Source organism: Acidobacteriota bacterium, from assembly GCA_030774055.1.
In the GTDB taxonomy this organism is placed as follows: domain Bacteria; phylum Acidobacteriota; class Terriglobia; order Terriglobales; family Acidobacteriaceae; genus JACPNR01.
In genome coordinates this window covers 1-19,105 of the sequence record JALYLW010000093.1, presented here as the reverse complement: position 1 = coordinate 19,105, position 19,105 = coordinate 1, and the positions used below count along the sequence as shown (strand labels likewise).

General features: G+C 62.4%; 15 protein-coding genes and 1 pseudogene. 5 read left to right on the top strand and 11 right to left on the bottom strand.

The features are described from left to right. Positions 1-20: 20 nt before the first annotated feature. The 7 genes and pseudogenes from M3P27_07580 to M3P27_07550 form a co-directional block, all read right to left on the bottom strand. The gene (locus tag M3P27_07580) at positions 21-206 is read right to left on the bottom strand and encodes a sigma 54 modulation/S30EA ribosomal C-terminal domain-containing protein (protein MDP9268174.1); all 186 of its coding nucleotides are present in this window, start codon (positions 204-206) and stop codon (positions 21-23) included. A 186-nt stretch (positions 207-392) separates the two neighbouring features. Further along, positions 393-620: pseudogene (raiA, locus tag M3P27_07575) on the bottom strand (ribosome-associated translation inhibitor RaiA). 239 nt (positions 621-859) lie between these two features. Continuing rightward, positions 860-2,590 (bottom strand): RNA polymerase factor sigma-54, encoded by a 1,731-nt coding sequence (gene rpoN, locus M3P27_07570; GenBank protein MDP9268173.1) that lies wholly within the window; start codon positions 2,588-2,590, stop codon positions 860-862. 107 nt (positions 2,591-2,697) lie between these two features. Next, the gene (lptB, locus tag M3P27_07565) at positions 2,698-3,426 is read right to left on the bottom strand and encodes an LPS export ABC transporter ATP-binding protein (GenBank protein MDP9268172.1); all 729 of its coding nucleotides are present in this window, start codon (positions 3,424-3,426) and stop codon (positions 2,698-2,700) included. Next, positions 3,427-5,757, bottom strand: a complete 2,331-nt coding sequence (lptC, locus tag M3P27_07560; GenBank protein MDP9268171.1) for an LPS export ABC transporter periplasmic protein LptC — start codon at positions 5,755-5,757, stop codon at positions 3,427-3,429. Between the two features lie 166 nt (positions 5,758-5,923). Further along, the gene (gene recJ / locus M3P27_07555; protein MDP9268170.1) at positions 5,924-7,669 is read right to left on the bottom strand and encodes a single-stranded-DNA-specific exonuclease RecJ; all 1,746 of its coding nucleotides are present in this window, start codon (positions 7,667-7,669) and stop codon (positions 5,924-5,926) included. Positions 7,670-7,671: 2 nt separating this feature from the next. Continuing rightward, positions 7,672-8,136, bottom strand: a complete 465-nt coding sequence (locus tag M3P27_07550) for a hypothetical protein (protein MDP9268169.1) — start codon at positions 8,134-8,136, stop codon at positions 7,672-7,674. Between the two features lie 201 nt (positions 8,137-8,337). On the opposite strand from M3P27_07550, the gene M3P27_07545 reads away from it, so the two are divergent. Further along, on the top strand, positions 8,338-8,616 hold the full coding sequence (locus M3P27_07545; protein ID MDP9268168.1) for a DUF507 family protein: 279 nt from the start codon (positions 8,338-8,340) through the stop codon (positions 8,614-8,616). Between the two features lie 49 nt (positions 8,617-8,665). Next, positions 8,666-8,941, top strand: a complete 276-nt coding sequence (locus M3P27_07540) for a DUF507 family protein (GenBank protein ID MDP9268167.1) — start codon at positions 8,666-8,668, stop codon at positions 8,939-8,941. A gap of 200 nt (positions 8,942-9,141) precedes the next feature. Here M3P27_07540 and M3P27_07535 read toward each other — a convergent pair whose 3' ends face one another. Then, positions 9,142-10,611, bottom strand: coding sequence for an NAD(P)-dependent oxidoreductase (locus tag M3P27_07535; protein MDP9268166.1), 1,470 nt, complete (start codon positions 10,609-10,611; stop codon positions 9,142-9,144). A 310-nt stretch (positions 10,612-10,921) separates the two neighbouring features. Between M3P27_07535 and queG the strand changes: the two genes are divergently transcribed. Together queG and M3P27_07525 are read left to right on the top strand one after the other, a co-directional pair. Then, the gene (gene queG, locus M3P27_07530) at positions 10,922-12,040 is read left to right on the top strand and encodes a tRNA epoxyqueuosine(34) reductase QueG (protein ID MDP9268165.1); all 1,119 of its coding nucleotides are present in this window, start codon (positions 10,922-10,924) and stop codon (positions 12,038-12,040) included. Between the two features lie 133 nt (positions 12,041-12,173). Next, a complete protein-coding gene (locus M3P27_07525) occupies positions 12,174-14,084 on the top strand; it encodes a tetratricopeptide repeat protein (GenBank protein ID MDP9268164.1) in 1,911 nt (636 codons plus the stop codon). A 104-nt stretch (positions 14,085-14,188) separates the two neighbouring features. Here the strand turns inward: M3P27_07525 and M3P27_07520 are convergent, their stop codons facing one another. Next, positions 14,189-14,392 (bottom strand): cold-shock protein, encoded by a 204-nt coding sequence (locus M3P27_07520; GenBank protein MDP9268163.1) that lies wholly within the window; start codon positions 14,390-14,392, stop codon positions 14,189-14,191. 353 nt (positions 14,393-14,745) lie between these two features. On the opposite strand from M3P27_07520, the gene M3P27_07515 reads away from it, so the two are divergent. Next, positions 14,746-15,618 carry a YihY/virulence factor BrkB family protein gene (locus M3P27_07515; protein ID MDP9268162.1) on the top strand — a complete coding sequence of 291 codons (873 nt, stop codon included), beginning with the start codon at positions 14,746-14,748 and terminating at the stop codon, positions 15,616-15,618. A gap of 277 nt (positions 15,619-15,895) precedes the next feature. On the opposite strand, the gene M3P27_07510 is transcribed toward M3P27_07515, so the two are convergent. Both M3P27_07510 and M3P27_07505 read right to left on the bottom strand, forming a co-directional pair. Beyond that, on the bottom strand, positions 15,896-17,992 hold the full coding sequence (locus tag M3P27_07510) for a S9 family peptidase (GenBank protein ID MDP9268161.1): 2,097 nt from the start codon (positions 17,990-17,992) through the stop codon (positions 15,896-15,898). 120 nt (positions 17,993-18,112) lie between these two features. Then, on the bottom strand, positions 18,113-18,952 hold the full coding sequence (locus M3P27_07505; GenBank protein ID MDP9268160.1) for a hypothetical protein: 840 nt from the start codon (positions 18,950-18,952) through the stop codon (positions 18,113-18,115). Positions 18,953-19,105: the final 153 nt, after the last annotated feature.

The following is a 19,105-nucleotide window of genomic DNA, read 5'->3' as shown; positions in this document are numbered from 1 at the left end:
CCTTCGATGACTGTGGACCGTTAGGGAGCCTCGATCAGCTCCATCTTGCCGTCTTTTGTCCGATGCAGCACTTTCACGCGGCCTTCGCGATCGCGAAAGACGAACACCTCGCGGTCGCGGAACTCGCACTCCTTGATGGCCTCCTCCAGCGTGAGCGGACGCAGCGCCACCGAATCCTCGGACCTCACCACGTGCGCCTCCGTCATCCGCACCACCGCCGGATACCCATGCACCACCACCGGCACCGCCGTGGACGCACTCGCGCCCACCGCCACCTGCGTGATCGGCGCCTCCGCCACCGGCTCCGCCCAGCGCCGGTTGCGCCCGGGGCGCTTCTTCGCCCGCATCCGGCCTTTGTATTTCACCGCCTGCCGCTCGATGCGGTCGAGCGCCTCGCCGATCGCGGCCGACATCTCCGCCATCTCGGCGATCCCCACGATGGGATGATTCCTCACCGTGATGGTGATCTCCGCGATGTGGCGATGTTTCTCCGTCGCCAGGATCACGTGTGAATCGAATGATGTGCCAAGGATCTTTTCGAGCTTCGAGAGGCCGTGCTCGACTTGTTTGCGGACCGCGGGAGTGACTTCGTACTGCCTGCCGGTGAATTCAACCCTCATTGACTCCCTCCTTGTGGACCGCTCGCGACGGGCGTCGCGCTCAGTCCGGGTGGAACCAAAGCTGTGTTGCGGATTCGTTTCCCGCCCTGCGGGGACTTCAGCCGACGTCCCGTGGGCTAGTCCTTTACCCTCCTTTGGTGCGTGCTCGGGATCTTCATATCGTTTCTCTGAGGGCTCCGCAACGGCTTGGCCCTCGCGCTTTGCTCGCGCTGTACGGCGCTCGCTCCGCGCTCACCCGGTCAGTTCTTCACTCGTCTTTGGTGCGTGCTCGGAATCTTCATATCTTCCCGATATTTCGCCACCGTGCGCCGCGTGACCTGGATGCCCTGTGATTGCAGGATGCGCGTGATCTGCTCGTCGGTCAGCGGACGCGAAGGGTCTTCTTCTTCGATGAGTTTCTTAACCCGGCGTTTCAGGATAAGTAGCGACGTGTTGCCGCCCTCCGGCCCCTGCACGCTCTCGGAGAAGAAGTAGCGCAGCTCGAAGACACCCTGCGGCGTGTGCGCGTATTTGTTCGCCACCGCGCGGCTCACTGTCGAGGGGTGCACTCCGATCTCTTCCGCCACTTCTTTGATCATCATTGGCTTCAGCTGGTCCACGCCTTGATCCAGGAACTCGCGCTGCCGGCTCACGATCACGTAACAGACCTTTGTGATGGTCTGCTTGCGCTGCTCGATGTTCTTGATCAACTGGATCGCCGACTTGTACCGCTCCTTCACGTAATTGCGGACGTCTTTCTCCGCCGCGTCGCGATGCAACAGCTTGCGATACGTCGGATTCAGACGCAGCACCGGCATATCGTCTTCGTTCATCATGATCAGGTAGTCGTCGCCGTGCTTCACGAACGCCACGTCGGGCTCGATCAGCCGCGGCTCGACCTTGTTGTAGCGCAGCCCCGGCTTGGGATCGAGCGTGCGGATGTGATCGAGCGCGGCCTGAATGGTCTCCACCGGCTTGCCAATGGCCTTCGCGATCTCGCGATGCTGTTTGTTCTGCAGCAGCTTGAGATGGTCGCCCACGATGGCGATGCAATCCTCGATCACCGGCAGCACGTCGTCGCCTTCGTCTTCGGCAAGCTTCTGCTGGTGCTTGAGTTGCAGCAGCAGGCAGTCGCGCAGGTCGCGCGCCGCAACGCCCACCGGATCCATCTGCCGCACCAGCTCGAGCGCCGCAGCCAGGTCGCGCTGCTCGAACCTCGCGCGATAGTTCGCCGGCATCTCTAAGATCTTCGCGTGCGTGCTTGCCGCCCGCGTGTCGGAGGACGCTTCATCCTGCGTGCGCGCCGTCATCAGCTGCCCGGCGCCGTCGTCCGAGGGTCGTGACTCGCCCACCACATCTTCAGTGGACGCGACTGCCTCGTCCGCCGCTACCGAGATCCCGCGCTCCGTCTCTGTCTCTACCGGCTCCACTGCCTCGCGCCCATTCAATCCCACGACCTGGCCATTCGCCACGCGCATCAGCTCTTCTTCGCTGGCGGTAAGGTAGCCATCGTCTTCCAGGTTGCCGATGATCAACTCAGCGGCCTCGCGTACCTCCGGCCGCAGGCTCAGCGCGGAGAGCTGCCAGCTCAAGTGGTCGGTGAGCGTCGCCGGACGCGAAAGGAAATTCTCGAACGAAGGCTTATCGACGATCTCGCTCACCGGGCTGCGATACCCGGGATCGAGATAGTCCTGGAAGAAGGAGCCGAAGTCGATCTCGTCGAAGGGATCTTTCTTGTCCGCGTCGGCGGGGGGAGCTTCGTCGCTCGCCTGCTCGCGGTCGCGCTTCTCTTCCTTCCCGGCGATCTCGTCGATCAGCGGGACGGTCGAGTCCAACTCTTCGAGTACCGGATTCTCAACCATCTCGGCATTGATCATGTCCTTGAGCTCAAGCTTGTTGAGCGCCAGGACGCTGACCATCTGCACCAGACCCGGCGTAAGGATCTGCTTCTGCGAGACCTTGAGGTTGAGTTTTGGCTGTAACAAAACCATCTCTTTGGAGACCCTGGGTGATTTCCCACCCACTTATCTACTACTTTTTTACTCCAGTTTCTAGCATGTTCCGCGTGCCATTCTGTGCCTTTGGTAATAAAACTGCTCTAAACCAGCGTAAAGCTCTCACCCAGATAGACCCGCTTTACCTCCGAATCGTTGCCCAACTGCTCGGGCGTGCCCGCGCGGAAGATCCTGCCCTCATTGATGATGTACGCGCGGTCGGTCACCGAGAGCGTCTCGCGAACGTTGTGGTCGGTGATGAGCACGCCGATCCCGCTCGCCTTCAAGTCGAAGATGATCTTCTGCAGGTCGAGGACGGCGATGGGATCGATGCCCGAGAACGGCTCGTCCAGCAGGATGAACTTCGGCTTGATGCACAGGCAGCGCGCGATCTCCACCCGGCGCCGCTCGCCGCCGGAGAGCGCATAGCCGCGATTCCGCCGGATGTGCCCCAACCCCAGCTGGTCGATCAGCTCTTCCATGCGCTCGCGCCGCTCGTGCCAGCTGATGGGCTGCGCCTCGAGCACCGCCATGATGTTCTCTTCCACCGTCAGCTTGCGAAAGACGGAGGGCTCCTGCGGCAGGTAACTGATGCCATATTCCCGCGCCCGCAGATACATGGGGACGTCGGTGATCTCTTCCGCATCGATCAGCACGCGGCCCGCATCGGGCGGGATCAGCCCCACGATCATGTAGAACGTGGTCGTCTTGCCCGCCCCGTTAGGCCCTAATAAACCAACGACTTCCGCCTGATGAATGTTGAGGGATACGCCGCTCACCACCCTGCGGCCCTTGTAGCTCTTGCCGATGTCGTCGGTCGCCAGGGTCAGCATCTACGGTTTGACTCGCGTCTGGGTGACGGTCCGGGAGGAATCTCGGCTTCCTACGACGACTTTATCATCGTGACTATAGAAGGTCAACGAATCGCCCGTGACGGTGCCCCGTTCGGCATCAAAAATGCTAGGCGATTTTCCCTCAGAACCGGTTAGGACGAACCGTCCATCTGCGGCCGTGTATACCAGCTTGGTTCCCACCGCCCGTCGGGTCGCTTGCCGTATCTCGATCCCGCCTTCGGCCACGATCTTTTCCAGCTGGGAAGCTCCCCGCTCCGCAACCGGAGGTTGTGACCCGCTCGCCCCCGACCGGGGCTTGAGGAAAACCTCCGCATGCTCCGCCGTGATCGTCGTATCGGTTCCCTTGAGCACCACTCCACCTTCGAACTTTGCCTGCCGCGTCTGGTCGGAGTAGGTGAGCTTCCGCGCCGTCACGTTCACGGGCGTGAGCTTCCCTTTCTTGTCCGCCTGCACGAACACGGTCGAGACCGGCTGGGCCGCCGTCCCTTGCGCGACCAACGTGCGGCGCTCGCGGTCGAAGTCGATGGTGGGACCTTCGACGATGTTGGCGCCCTGCCACAGCCGCGCTCCACCGGAGTAGCGTGCCTGTCCCGTGCGTTTCGCCGTCATCGCCGGCGCGGTGGCGTGCAGCGGGTCGGCGGAGGAGAACATCGCGCTGGGTTGCGAATCATGCTGGGCGTTCGTCTGCTGATACGTCGTCTTCACGTCGCCCTCGGCGGCCATGTCTCCCGTAACCCTGTTTAGACGAATCGTGTTCGCGGTCAGTTGCAAATTTGTATCCGTCACGCGGGGCGAGCCTGTCGCCACGATGGTGTTATCCGCGACGCTGTAGCGCGCGCTCTCCGCCGTCGCCGTCCGCGTGCCCTCCACGTAGCGGAAGTCGCCGGTCTGCGTGATAGCCGTTATCCCGCCCGTGCCGCTCGCGAACGTGACGTCGAGCTCGCGGCTTGTCGTAACTCGCTCCGGCTGGCCTTGGTTTGCGGCGGATGTACGTGACGTGATCTTCGCGTCGGGCGCGCCGTGCAGCGACTTCATCCGGTTGTCCTTGCCGAACTGCGCCTCGAACCTCCCCGCGGTAATGACCGTCTCGCCGGCTGGCGCAGCCTGTGTGGAGGCGGGCGACCCCGCCCGCCCTCCTGCCCCCGCCCCGCCCCGCACAACGATCTTCGCCTTCCCTTGCGTCACCGCGCTGGCAATGTATTTTCTCTCCGCCACGCGCATCTCCATGCCGTCCGCCGCGATCTCTGTGGCCTGCGCGTTCGCGCCCCGCAGCGCGAGCCGGACTCCCCCGGCCGCATGCACCGTCTGCGCCACACTGTGCCCGGAAAAATCCACCGTCACGCGTCCGGCCGTTCCGTTCATCGGCGACTTGCCTCCACTCACGAGCTGCACGCCGCCCGTCAGTGCGGCCTCCTTCAACGTGTCGGTGCCGGTATTCATCTGGAACGTCGCCTGCGGCGCGCGCGCCTCCACCGGTGTCTCGCCTTCGCCATGCACGCGAACGTTCCCGCTTGCCACCATGTGATCGATCTTGTTGTTGTCGCGGATGAATATGGTCAGCTTGTCGGCATCGAAGCGACTGTCGCCCGCGCGCTCCATGTGGGCGCCTTCCAGCACGGCCTGCCGCGGCACGTCGCCGGTGATGACACCATGCGTGGCGGTGATGTTGGCCGCGTCTGGCCCGGTCGTCTTGATACGGATATCCGACTGGATGGTCAGCAGGTTCTGTTTCGAATCGTAGCTCACGCCGCGCGCCGAGCCGGTCGCTTGGGGCACGCGAAACTCGATGACCTGGTCGGTGGCTGCGAGCCCGGTGTTGCGATTGAACACCAGCCCGCTCGTCTTCAGATGGATGGGATTCTTCAGCTCCTGCGGCGCCGATTGGTCGGGCGTGACCGGGCCAGCCGCATTCGATTCCAGGTTGATGTGCACCTCGCCCTCGGCCCGCACCTCGCCCGTATCGGGGTCATAGCTGAACTTGCGGCCGTAGATCTGATCGAAGCGATTGGCCTGGCGGCCGTAGATGATGATGTTCACTTCGTCGAGTTCGGCGCGGCCACCCTGCTTGTACTGCAACGCGTTCGAGGCGCGGATGGTGAACAGCGTCCGCCCACCTTCGGATTTCGAGATGGTCCAGCCCTGCGCGCTCTGCTGCACGTCCACGCCGAGCTTCTTGCCCGCTCTCTTTACGGCCTGATCGATGGTCCATGCGCGAATCTTGTTGTAGCCCCAGAATCCGGCCACCAGCAGCGCAATGAACGCCGCTCCCACCGCAAACCACTTCCGCAATCGCCGCGGATCGAAGGCCATGGATTCATCTTACGCGGAGGACGCTGAGGACACAGAGGAAGGTCAACTGAACGCAGGAGGGAGGGAAAACAGGAGGAAGAACAAGAAAAAGAAAGAAAAGAAAGAGACGGGAAGAAAAGAAAAAAGAGAAAAAGGCTCTCCCTCCCCTCCTCCCTTCCTCCTGTTGTTATTCCGTGACAGCACTCGAGTGCTTGCGCAGGTCACACAGCATCAACTGCAACCCGCCGAAGTCCGGATGCGTATTCTCATCCAGCTTGCATGCGATCTCCACCGCCTCGCCTGCCTTCAAGTCATGCGACGCCAGCATCTCTGCCAGGCGCCATCCCATGAGGTCGAGCGCGCGCGCGCCGGCGCCCGCGACCACGCGCAACTTCAAGTGTTTTTCCTTCAGGATCTTCGGTGGCACCGCGATGCGCGCGTCGCGCACCGCAAACACCGGCTCGCGGTTCCCCATGCCGAAGGGCTCGAGCTGCTGCACGGATCCGAGCAGCGCCGGCGTGATGTCCTTGAAGTCGATCTCGGCGTCTATCAGTAAGGATGGCTCGAAGTCGGCGAGTGTGAGCTTGGTCCGCGCATAGGCGTCGAGACGCGCGCGCAACTCCGGCACACGCGCGCTGGGCAGCGCGAAGCCGACAGCGTGCGCGTGTCCGCCAAAACGGTCGAACAGCTCCGGACAAGCCTCCAGCGCATCCAGCAGGTGGAACGCCGGGATCGACCTGCCCGAACCGTGCGCCTCGCCCGCGATCTTCGAGACCACCAGCGCCGGGCGGTTGTACTTCTCCACCACTCGCGTCGCCGCGATCCCTATGACTCCGCGATGCCAGTCTTCGCCGTCGACGACGATGCAATAGCTCTCGCGCAATGCCGCATCGCCATCCAGACGCTCGTAGATGGCGGCGATGATGCGCGCTTCTTCCTGCTGCCGGTCGGCGTTGAGCCGGTTGAGTTTTTCGGCGAGTTCTTTCGCGCGCGCTTCATCGCGCACCGAGAACAACTCGATCACATCGTGCGCCACGTCCATGCGTCCGGCGGCGTTCAGCCGGGGCGCGATGCGGAAGGCGATGTCCGCCGCCGTCAGCGGCTTCTGCTTCGGATCGAGCTGGGCGCACGCGATCAGCGCTCGCAATCCCAGGTTCGCCGCCTTGCGCAGGCCTTCTAGACCGAGCTTGGCGAAGACGCGGTTCTCGCCTCGCAGTGGGACTGCGTCCGCGATGGTCGCGATCGCGACCATCTTCAGGAATGAGAGTTCGAGCTTGCGACGCTCGGCTGCGGCTTTTTTCTTTTCCAGCAGCGCCTGCACCAGCTTGAACGCCACGCCCGCGCCGCAAAGGTCCTTGCAGGGGTATTCACATCCCGGCTGGTTCGGATTCAGTACGGCGTGCGCTTTCGGGACCAGCCCTTGCGCGCTCTCCGGCAGATGATGATCCGTGACGATCAGGTCGATGCCCAGCCGGGCCGCCGTCTCCGCCGCATCGAAGGCGCGGATGCCCGTGTCCACGCTGATGATCAGGCGCACGCCTTCCGCTGCCGCGCGCTCGATCACGTCGTCCTTCATCCCGTAACCTTCGCGGATGCGATGCGGCACGTGGTAGTCGGCCGCGCCACCACACAGCTCGATGCCGGTCTTCAGGATGACGACGGCAGTCGTCCCATCCACGTCGTAGTCGCCGTAGATGAGTATCTTCTCTTGACGCTCAATGGCCGCGAGCAAGCGCTCGACCGCGCGCTGCATCCCCGCCATCAGGTAGGGCGAGTGCAGGTCTTCGAGTTTGGGATGGAGAAAGCTCGCCGCGGCTTCCGGCGTCTCGATGCCGCGCTGCGCCAGCAGGCGCGCGATCACCGGAAGGATATTTACTTCGGAGGTAAGACGGGAGACGACAGCAGGGTCGAAGGGACGCACGCTCCAGCGCACGTTTAATGCTCTTCGTCTTCGTCGTGTTCGTCGATCACCAGGCCGCCCATGCCCTCGGCCACGTCGAGCAGCCGCTGATAGCGCTCGTACCACTCGGTCGAAAGCTCGTAGAGGAACATCACGCCCTGGAAGGGCCAGCCCAGTTGCACGAACCCGGTCTTGCCGACGTACGTCTTGAGGAATTGCGCGTCCTCGATGTCGTCGTCTTCGGGGAAGGTCGCATTCTTCAATCGGGTGACGAGCGTGTCGAGGTCGGTGCGCGAGAGCGTGACCTCATTCATCGTCAGGAAGGGCGCAGACGCCGCCTTTGCCAGCTCGACGAAATCTTTCCATTCGTCCCCATGCTCCGGCTGCCGCCACATCACGCTGTCGATCTCTTCGGCGACGTAGCCATGGAAACGCTTCATGCCATGACCTTCGATGAAGGCCACCATGTCGTCTCTTACGGTGCTGAGGTCGTCTTGCATGGCAGGATCGCGAAGTGCGGTCAGAACTGGCTAAACCTACCACAAAGGAATGGATAATGGACAATGGACAAGCGATAGAAGACCATCGAAACCCATTGCCAGCTTGTAGTTCGTTGATAGTTCTTTGTCCTTTGCCGGCGCTGCCCGCTTGCTCGGCTGCCTAAAGCCGTGTGTTATTCTAAAAAGTCAACTAGCCAACCCATGCTCTTCTCCAAGGAATACGTGGCCTACCTCGGCCGCGAGCTCACCAAAAAGCTCATCGCTGGCGAGATGATCGCCACCGAGGACCTCCCCGGCACGACTGCGCGCGTGCAACAGGCGCTGCTCGACGAGCTCTCCGTCGAAGACCGCATCAACGACGAGGTCCGCGTCATCCTTGAGCAGTATCAGGACGAGATGAACCGCTCCGGCGCCAGCTATCAGGAGATGTTCAAGAAGGTGAAGAACGAGCTGGTGAAAAAGTACAAGGCAGTGCTGTGAGCATGCGCATACTGACATGCGAATAGAAGAAACCAGGATCGAATCCGGCATCCGGCTCACGCGCGACAAGCTCAACGTCTGCGCGCGCGCCGTCTCAGACGCGCTCAAGCAGCTCGACGCCGTCGAGTTCATCGAAGACCCCAACACCATCCGCCAGCAGACCCGGACGTATCTCGAAGACCTGCTCCGCCACGAAGCGCGCATCGACAAGGCCGCCCGCGCCAAGATCGAGAGCCAGAAGCGCACCATCGCCGAAGGCACGCAGGAGTGGGACATCCTGTATCGCAAGTACTACCAGGAAGAAGTCAAGAAGCTCGGGATCTAGTTCCTTCTGCAGGTCAAATAAAAACAGGAGGAGAGGAGGACGGGAGGTAAGACTTTTGGGTCTTGTTCTTGGTTTCCTAATCGTTTCCCGAAGATCTTTCTAAAGATTTTCCCAAAGGTTTTTCTAAACTGTTCCCCAAGATTTTTCCTCGCGGTTTTCCCTCCTTTCCTCCTCTCCTCCTGTTGTGGTTTGACTTTGACCTACGCCGCGCGGACTGGAAACGCAGCCAGCTTCGCATCCATGTGCGCCGCGGCCTTGCGTGCCGCCGCGACGGCCGTGACGACCAGGTCGGCGCCGCGCACCGCGTCGCCCGCCGCGTAGATGTCCTCGCGCTCGGTCTCGCCCGTCTCTTCACTCTTAACGACCACCGTTCCCCACTTCGTGGTGTGCAGTTCAGGCGTGGTCTCCGGGATCTCGGTCTCCGCGTTGTAGCCGATGGCGAGCACGGCGGTGTCGCAGGCGATGGTGAACTCCGAGCCTTTGATCTCGACCGGTGAGCGCCGCCCCTTCGCGTCGGGCGGGCCAAGTTCCATCCGCACACACTCCGCCGCCACCACCTCACCCTGTTTTCCGCCGACAAACCGCGTCGGCAACGTGAGGCACTCGAAGATCACGCCCTCTTCCTTCGCGTGGACGCGCTCTTCCATCCGCCCCAGCATCTCGGCTTCGGTCCGCCGATAGAGGCAGTAGACCTTCGTGTCGGGATTCAGCCGGCGCGCCGTCCGCACGCAATCCATCGCGGTATCGCCGGCGCCGACGACGACGGTCACCTTGCCCACGTGTGGCTTGGGGTCGGCGTCACCATTCGCACCCCCGGCCCACTGCGCCGGCAGCAACTCCGGCGGCAAGTTTCCGCGGACGAGATACTCCGTCGCCTGATAGACGTTGGTCAGCGTCTCGCCCTCGATCTTCATGGCGCCGCCCTTCACCGCGCCGTAGCCGAGGAAGAGCAGGTCGTAGCCGCGGTCGCGGCCGCCACCCGGATGGAGCAACTCTTCCACCGGATGTTCTTTCCCCGCGTGGTAATTGCAGACGAATTCCACGCCCAGTTCGTGCAGGTGCTCGAGCTTCGCCAGCACCACTTCTTTATCCAGTTTGAAATTCGGGATGCCATAGAGCAGCAGCCCGCCCGGCATCGGCCACATCTCGTAGACGGTGACGGTGTGTCCGCAGACCGCGAGTTCTTCCGCCACCGTCATGCCGGCCGGCCCGCCACCGATCACCGCCACGCGCCGCCCGGTCGCGGGGGCGCGCTCGCGATGCAGATGGCCGTAATTTCGCCGGACATAGTCGGCGACGTACGCTTCGAGCTTGCCGATGGTCACCGGCGCCTTGTGCGCGCCGACCACGCATGCGCCCTCGCACAGTTTTTCCTGCGGACAGATCCGGCCGCACACGTCGGGCATGTTCGACGTCTCATAGAACTTTTCCGCCGCGCCCAGGATGTCGCCGTTGCCCAGATGAAAGAACGCCGCCGGGATGTCGTTGTGCACCGGGCACGCCTGCATGCAGGGCGCATGCTCGCACAGCAAACAGCGCTGCGCCTCGATCACGGCCAGCTCCGGCGGATAGGTCTCGTAGACCTCGTTCCAGTTGTGGACGCGCTCCTGCGCATCCTGCTTGGCAGGCTTGTGGACGTCGATGTCGTAGCGCTCGCGACGGTTGATCATCCGGACATCTATTCGAGGGCTACGCAGCGAAGCTTGCTCCGCCCTCGCGTTTGGCGACGCGCGACTCGGCGCGCGCCATCCGCTCACCCCTCTAAGACGCGCGGCGGCCGGAACGCGTCGCGCTCCGACCGTCACTCTCGCTGCGCATAGCCTAGTCCGGCGGCATCCTGCTTTCAAGCCGACGAAGGCCGAATGACAACAGGAGGAAAGGAGGAGGGGAGGTAGGACCTCGGGCTTACTCCCCTAAAGGTTTTCCGCCTTTCCTCCGCTCCTCCTGTCTTCATCCTCAAATTTCCCTAAAATGGACTCAGTGCCCACTGCCGCCCAGTTCGAACAGCTGGCTGAGGCCGCCGCCGGCGACGCCGGATTCCACCGCTGCGGTGTAGTCTCGCTCGCCCAAGCCATGCCCGAACTCGAGTTCTTCCCCGCATGGATCGACTCGGGCGCGGCCGGCGAGATGCACTACCTCGCCTCGCGTGACGGCGACGGACGCCTCAAGCGCGCCTCCATCCGTGAGAGCTTTCCGTGGGCGAAGTCGGCCATCGTCTGCGCTCTCGATTACAACACCGCGCAGCCTTACTCCACCGATGTCAGCGACCCGCAACGCGGATGGATCTCGCGCTACGCCTGGTTCCCGCACACCGACTATCACCACGCGGTGATGTCGCGCCTCGAGCGCCTCGAATCCGCCATCGCCGCCGCGTATCCCCGCGCCCGGACACGCCGCTACGTGGACACGGGGCCGCTCCTCGAGCGCGTCCTCGCGAAGTACGCCGGCCTGGGATGGATGGCGAAGAACACCTGCATCATCAACGAGGAACTCGGCTCGTGGCTCTTCCTCGGCGTCGTGCTTACCTCGCTCGACCCCGCCTCCGCCGGAAGCGGACTTCCCGCGCCTGACCGCTGTGGCACGTGCACCGCTTGTCTCGATGCCTGCCCCACCCAGGCTTTCCCCGCGCCTTACCAGCTCGACGCTTCGCGCTGCATTTCCTACCTCACCATCGAAAAGCGCGGCGATATTCCCGAGGACCTGCGCGCCGGCATCGGCGCGAACGTCTTCGGTTGCGATATCTGCCAGGACGTCTGCCCGTGGAACTCCCACCAGCTCGGCGAAAACCAGCTCCCCAAAAAGAAGTCGCGCACGCCTGACTTTGTCCCTGCCCCAGAGTTTGTCGCGGACGACGCTCTGGTCAACCCACCGCTAGCCTGGCTGGCGGAGATGTCACTCGAAGACTTCCAGAAACAGTTCCGCCATTCGCCCATCAAGCGGGCCAAACATTCCGGACTGCGCCGCAACGCCGTCGTCGCCATCGGCAACAGCGGCGACCGCAGCTTCCTCCCCTTGCTCGAGCGCCTCGCGCACGATGCCGACCACATTGTCGCCTCCCACGCCCGGTGGTCGCTCGAAAAGCTATCGCGCGCCGAGTAGAGCAAAACCCACCTCCGCGTTCTCCCGCTCCTGCAGCTTTCCTTCCCCCCTCGCCAAGCACATCCAACAGCTTCTCTGCATCCAACCTCTCTGCGTCCAGCCCAGTGCTACCATGAACTGCCGAGAATCTCGAATGAAGCGCTTCCTCGTCCTCACTCTTTGCCTGCTCGCCCTTCCCGCGCTGGCGCAGGACTGGACCGAGGTACGCTCTCCGCACTTCATCGTCCTCACCGACGCTGGCCGTGACCGCGGACGCGCCGTCGCCCTCCGCTTCGAGCAGATGCGCCAGACACTCGGCCCCATCCTGCAAAAGCCGGAGGTGCGCGGCGCGGTCCCAATCGAGATCATCGCTTTCAAGGCCACCTCCGCCATGCAGGCCGCGCTTCCGCGCAGGCCTCCACGCGACGTCCAGGCCGCCGGCCTCTTCCTCTCCGCCGCAGATGCCGATTACATCCTGCTCGACCTTTCCGCTCCCGACCCGTACGCGAGTATCACGCGCGATTACGCACACGCCGTGATCGTCGCCAGCACACCGCCGTTGCCGCTTTGGTATGACGTTGGCATGGCCGAGTATTTCTCCACCATCGACGTGGGACCAAAAGCAGTCCGACTCGGTCGCCCTCCCGTGTTCTTGGCGGCTCTCGCCGGCCGCAAGCTCATGCCCGCCGCCACGTTCCTTGCCGTGGGCCGCACCTCGCCCGAGTACAAGCAGGGCGCCGCTGCTTACCGCGCGCAGTGCTGGCTGATGATCTCGTGGATCGTCGCCGATCATCAGCTCGCGGCCGTCAATGAATATGCGCGCCTCGTCATCGTGGAGCACCTCGCGTCCGCCGACGCCCTGCAACGCGCGTTCAACCTCTCGCCCCAGGCGCTCGACGCGCAGCTGGTGCGCTTCCTCGCCGCGCGGCCCCCCACTAGCTCCTACCCTCTGCCCGCCGGCTTCGACGACATCAGCACCTACGCCTACGCCGATCGCAAAGTCCTGCCGCTGGAAGCGCAGGCCACGATCGCCGACTTCCACGTCCACTCCGCCGCCTACGTGGACCTAGGCATCGGCGAGTTGGAGAACATCGTGAAGCAGGATCCCGACAACGCCATCGCGCACCGCGCGCTCGGCTACGCTTACCTGCAGAAGGGGGACTTCGACCAGGCCGGCGAACATCTCTCCAAGACGACGCAACTGACCCCGCACGATGCGCGCGGACAGTACTATGCCGCCACGCTCATCCACCGCGCCGGCGAGGTGATGGGCGGAGGCGTGGCCAGCTACGAGATGAAAGCGCACCTGCTCCAGGCCCTCGACGCCGATCCTGCCTATGCCGATGCGTGGTTCCTGCTCGGCATCGCTTACGAGATCGATGAGAAGATGGACCAGGCCATCGATTCCGTCGTTAAGGCCCTCAAGCTCACGGCACGCAACGATCTCTACCGTCTCGCGCTCGCCCGCATGTACGGCGAAGCCAAGCGCTGGGACGACGCCAGTGCCCTGCTCGCCTACTTGAAGGATTCGAACGACCCCGAGATCGCCCGCCAGGCCGCGGAGGATGCCGCGCGGGGCGAGCGCCGGCGCAACGCGCCGAAACGGACCGGACGCTTCGACGAGCGCCCACGACCCTCCAGCTACGACGCGCCGAAATGGCGCACCAAGCCCGCAACCCAGCCCGCAACCCGACCCAATACCGCTGCCAGGACGAACGCGCCTGCTGACGCCTCGGACTCCGACGCCGCTTCCGAGGCCCAAGACCCCGACGACGCTGCCGCAGCCCGGCGCACTGCCCCGGCGAAGCCAGACTCGCGCCCCATCCTCTTCCTCAAAGGCAAGCTCACCAGCGTTGCCTGTAGACCCGGCGGCACCGCCACGCTCACCGTGACGCAGACCCAAGGCAAGAAGAAGACGTTGCAGCTTGCCACGCCCGACTACAAGAAGCTCGTTCTCATCGGCGCTGACGCTTTCGCTTGCGACTGGAGAGACGTGAACGTCGCGGTCAACTATCGCCAGTCCTCCGCCACTACCGGTGATCTCATCTCGCTCGAATTGCAGTAGACGAGCCGTGCGCAAAACCCACGGGAGAGGCGACCGGGTTGCGGCGCCCCTAAAAAACGATCTCGCCCAGGTGGGCGGGATCCACTACGGACTTGGGATGGGCCTTATCCGCGGCTCACATTCGCCGCCTGAAAACCCTTGGGGCCCTGCAACAGATCGAACTCCACGGTCTCGCCCTCATTCAGCGAGCGGTAGCCCTGTTCCTGTATGGCGGAGAAGTGTACAAACACGTCCTCCCCCGTCGAGCGCTGGATGAAGCCATAGCCCTTGGCGCCGTTGAACCACTTCACTGTGCCCTTCTCTCTCACAAACTGCTCCTTTCACTTCTAGTGGAATGAGAAGGTTGCTGCTTTGACTTCTGGCCCTCGCGCCGGAACTTCTGCAACCACGAAAAAAGGCCGTCGCAAGCGCCATTGCGCTGCTGCGGCAGCCTTGATCTCTCGACGTGAAGTCCGATCCGAAGTGCAAAAACATCAACCCGAGTCCGCCGGCCGCTTGCGGCCGGTAATTGCTTCCTCCGGTGAGGGAAAGCGACCGCATCATAAGCAGACACTCTGGATTTAGCAAGTGTGTACTGCGACACTCTCACTTCGCCGGATCAAGCCGCCCTTCGTCCTCTCGGCTCATGTCATGGTTTGGTTTGCTGCTACGATGGAATCTCATGTCCGCCCCCGCTGCGCCCACAGAAAAGCCCGCTTCCGCTCCTGGAGCAAAGGTCCGGGCCGCCAAGCTCGCGCGCGGATTCCATGCGCGTCTCTGGCCCACCGCGCGATACCTAACGACGACCGAGGTCCACACCTTCGCCTTCTCCGTGGCGGCGAACGTTATCCTCTCGTTCTTCCCGTTCATCCTCGTGCTGCTCACGCTCATCCGCTTCGTCTTCCATTCCAAGACGATGAACGACGTCGTCATCAACCTGCTGCGCGACTACCTCCCCGCCGGACAAGATTTCGTCATCCGCAACCTGAACCTGCTGGTGAACGCGCACCGCGGCGCGCAGGTCGCCGCGCTGCTCATCCTGCTCATCACCTCCAGCGGCGTCTTTCTGCCACTCGAGGTAGCGCTCAACCGCATTTGGGGATTCAAGAAGGATCGCAGCTATCTCGGCAACCAGCTCATCTCGTTGGCGCTCGCCTTCGCCTGCGGCGTGCTAGCGCTCATCTCCGTCGCGCTGACGGCGGGCCAGCAGTCGCTGCTGCTCAACGTGATCGGCAACCAGGCCATCTCGCAGCTGGTCACGTTTTTCGTGATGAAGGTCCTGGCCGTGTTCGCCACCGTCACCATCTTCTTCCTCATCTATTGGCTGCTGCCTGCCGGACACGTCCCCGCGCGCGCGGTTATGCCGGTCGCCATCTTTACCGGTCTGCTTTGGGAACTCGCCAAGTACGCTTACATGTTCGCGCTGCCCTGGCTGAACTTCGAGGAGGTCTACGGACCGTTCTCACTCTCGGTCACGCTGATGTTCTGGGCTTTCTTGAGCGGACTGCTGCTGCTCGCCGGCGCACATCTCTCCGCCGGCAACGACGTCGATTGACGCAGGCCTGTCATCCCGCGCGAGTCGAGGGACCACGCCCTGTACAAAAAGGCTTCCGCCGCGGCGGAAGCCCACATGGGAAATCGAGGATTCGCTGGTCATAGACAAGCCTCGACTTATCGCCTTGGACGCTCTGCCAGTCGGTTAGCAGGTCGCAAAGACCAAATGAAAACAGAAGGAAGGGAGGACAGGAGGAAGAGCAAGAAGAAGAAAAAGAAAAGAGAAGGACAAAAAGAAAACAAACCTCTCCTCCTATCCTCCTGTTTTCATTTGACCTTCATTTCGCCTGCGGTTTCAGATACTGGTCCACCCAGCCATTCACCGTCTCGTACCACAACTGCGAATTCTGCGGCTTGAGCACCCAATGGCCTTCGTCCGGGAAGTACAGCATCTTCGACGGCACTTTCAGCCGCTGCAGCGTGGTGAACAGGTCGAACCCCTGCGAGACGTCCAGGCGATAGTCGAGCTGTCCGTGTATCACCAGCGTCGGCATCCGGTTCCGCCCGATCTCGGCCGCGTAGTTATGCGGCGACCACTTGCGGTAGAGCAGACGGCTCGTCCACGGCGTGCCTTTGAACTCCCACTCCGGGAACCACAACTCTTCGGTGGTACCGTAGGCCGATTCGGTGTTGAAGATGCCGTCGTGCGACACCACACACTGGAAGCGGTTGGTGTGTCCCTGCATCCAGTTCACCATATAGCCGCCAAAGCTCGCGCCCATCGCGCACGTTCGCGTCTTGTCGATATACGGATATTTCGCCTGCACGTAGTCCAAGCCGAGCATCAGGTCCTGATAGGCCTTGCCGCCCCAGTCGCCGTTGATGTCGTCGATGAACGCCTGCCCGTATCCGGTCGAGCCCCGCGGGTTGACCATCACGACCACGTAGCCGCTCGCCGCGAACAGCTCCGCATTCCAGCGGTACGACCACGAATCTCCCCACGCACCCTGCGGCCCGCCGTGGATCAGGAACTTCACCGGATACTTCTCCTTGGCGTCGAAGTTCGGCGGCTTGACGATGAAGCCTTCAACCTTTTTTCCGACGGCGCCGGTGAACCAGAACGGCTCCAGCGGCTGCATCTGGACTTGCGAGAGGACGGCGTCGTTCATGTGGGTGAGTTGCATGGCGACCGACTGCTTCCCCGGCTGACTAGACTCGATAAATAGCTCATTGGGTCGCTGGACCGACATCCCCGAGAAGACCAGCTTGCCCCTGCCTCCATCGTTGATGATCGCCAAGTCGTCGTAATGACCATTGCCAATGACTTCCGCAACGGTCGCTCCTCTCCACTCGACGAAGAGAATTGGAGACTCGCCCTTGTCCTCTGCGACGAACGCAAGCGAGTCCGAGGCGGGGTACCACACAAACGTCCCCACCCAGCGGTCGAACTTCTCCGTCAAATTCTTGCTCTTCCCCGTCGCGCGCTCGTACAGCATCAGCCGCCAGCGGTCGCTCTCGTATCCGCCGCGGAACTGTGCGCGATAGGCGATGTACTTCCCATCCGGCGAGTACAGCGGCGTCCCGTCCGCGCCCTTGTTGGTCGTGATCTGGGTCGACTTCCCTGTCGCGACGTCTAACGTGAACAAGTCGGAGTTCGTGCTCGTGGCTTCTACTTCGGTGATATCCGATGTGTACGCGATCTCCTTCGAGTCCGGAGACCACGCATACGCGTCCTGCCCACCGAGCGAGAATGGCGGCACATCATGCGCGCCGGGAGTGATATCGCGCGTGGTCCCTCCATTCGTTGACACTACGAACAAGTGCGAGCGCTTCGGCCCGCGATACGCGCTCCAGTGCCGGTAGAACAGCTCGGTGAACATGGAAGCTTTCACCTTTGACTTTGCCTGCTGCTCATCTTTCCGCTTGTTGCACGTATCGTCTTTGCAGTCGGGATAGACACCGGACGTGAACAATATCCACTTGCCGTCCGGTGACCACAGCTCGCCGTCGGCTTCGGTCGAGACGCTGGTGATCTTCTTGCTCGAGTCCGCAACCGCCTGTCCGGTCGCGCTGTCAAAGTCGAAGGTGTAGACCTGCTGGCCATCGTCGCCACGACCCAGATACGAGAACCTCTTCCCGTCCGGCGACCAGCGCGGCCTGTCTTCGCGGGTGCCCTTGGTGATCTGGCGAGCATCGCCGCCTGCGGTTGGCACGATCCAGATGTGCGGCGTGCGCGTGTTCTTCTCGAGGTCTACGTCGACCGCCGAGAACAGAACCCACTTCCCGTCCGGCGACGGTACTGGCTCCCCCACGCGCTTCAGCGCCATCATGTCCTTGAAGCTGAAGGGACGCTTCTGTGCGAGCGCTAGGCCGCACAGCGCGACCATCAAGACGATCACGAATGCCGATTTCCAATTGCCGATCGACGATCTCATCGGTTACTCCCCCGAACCCAGGCTGGAACAGGGAACGCTAAATCGGCAGTCGACAATCGTCAATCGCCAATAGAAAAAGCCTCGCCTGTTCGGCGAGGCTCTCTTCACCACTCCAAGGACTTATTTCGGAGGTTGCTGTGGTTGGCCTTCCGGTTTCTTTTCCACTTCCTGCCCCTCGTACGTGATCTTCGTGTTGGATCCGAACCGCTTGTAGTCGGTGTACTTGATCACCTCGCGGATATGCACCGGCCCGCTCTTGAACTGCAGATAATCGTCCGCGCGAGTGTACGTTGGGAACCAGTATCTGCCGTCGACCTGCTCGCGCCAGGTGGTGAATTTCGGGAACAGGTTCTCGTTGTTCTTGCCGCGGACGTCGGGGACGGGCTTGCCATGCGTCATCACGATCTGCAGGTCTTGCCGGTCCACCCAGATGCGTCCTTCGAAGTAACGGCGATCTTTTTCCATGCGCCGGGGCGAGACGTCGAACACGAAGGTGTCGAGCTCGTCGACGCGCTGCTGGCCCACGTAGTTGATGCTGTAATCGGGGATCTCCTGCGACGTCAGCACGAACGGCATGGTCTTGCGGATGTCCTCTTCGTCCTGCGGGGACATGCTCACTTTCCGCAGCGTGGACTGCGGCGCGAATACCACGTTCTCGGTGCGGCGGCCGCGTTCGTCGAACAGGATGTCCGAGACCTGCTGATACTCGCCGTCGACCGTGTCGCCATCCAGCGTCTGGATCTTCACCGTCTGCCGGTAGGTGTAGTTCTCGCGCGCCTGCTTGAAGTCGGCTTCCTTGGCGGCGAACTTCTGGATGATCTGGTCCACCGAAATGTTCTTCGGCTGCGAGGGATCGAGCGGACCTTGTCCGGCATCGTCGTTGCTCTGAGCAAAAGCTGCGCCGGCCAGGAGTGCGATCAGTGCCAGGGCGGCAAGTACGGGGAACAATATGCGTTTCATAGGCTCTTTAACGGTACTAGATTAGATGCTAAATGGCTTCCATAGTTGCGGTTGGACCAATAATCATTATAGGAAGAGTCATGCTGAGGAGCGTCGCGGGCGGGCGCTTTTCCGGGCGAACCCGCAACGACGAAGCATCTCATCCGCCAGCAC

Coding starts and splice junctions, on each gene's coding strand:
- M3P27_07580 (MDP9268174.1), bottom strand. CDS start 206: ATGACGGAGGCGCACGTGGTGAGGTCCGAGGATTCGGTGGCGCTGCGT.
- rpoN (MDP9268173.1), bottom strand. CDS start 2,590: ATGGTTTTGTTACAGCCAAAACTCAACCTCAAGGTCTCGCAGAAGCAG.
- lptB (MDP9268172.1), bottom strand. CDS start 3,426: ATGCTGACCCTGGCGACCGACGACATCGGCAAGAGCTACAAGGGCCGC.
- lptC (MDP9268171.1), bottom strand. CDS start 5,757: ATGGCCTTCGATCCGCGGCGATTGCGGAAGTGGTTTGCGGTGGGAGCG.
- M3P27_07550 (MDP9268169.1), bottom strand. CDS start 8,136: ATGCAAGACGACCTCAGCACCGTAAGAGACGACATGGTGGCCTTCATC.
- M3P27_07545 (MDP9268168.1), top strand. CDS start 8,338: ATGCTCTTCTCCAAGGAATACGTGGCCTACCTCGGCCGCGAGCTCACC.
- M3P27_07535 (MDP9268166.1), bottom strand. CDS start 10,611: ATGATCAACCGTCGCGAGCGCTACGACATCGACGTCCACAAGCCTGCC.
- M3P27_07525 (MDP9268164.1), top strand. CDS start 12,174: ATGAAGCGCTTCCTCGTCCTCACTCTTTGCCTGCTCGCCCTTCCCGCG.
- M3P27_07515 (MDP9268162.1), top strand. CDS start 14,746: ATGTCCGCCCCCGCTGCGCCCACAGAAAAGCCCGCTTCCGCTCCTGGA.
- M3P27_07510 (MDP9268161.1), bottom strand. CDS start 17,992: ATGAGATCGTCGATCGGCAATTGGAAATCGGCATTCGTGATCGTCTTG.
- M3P27_07505 (MDP9268160.1), bottom strand. CDS start 18,952: ATGAAACGCATATTGTTCCCCGTACTTGCCGCCCTGGCACTGATCGCA.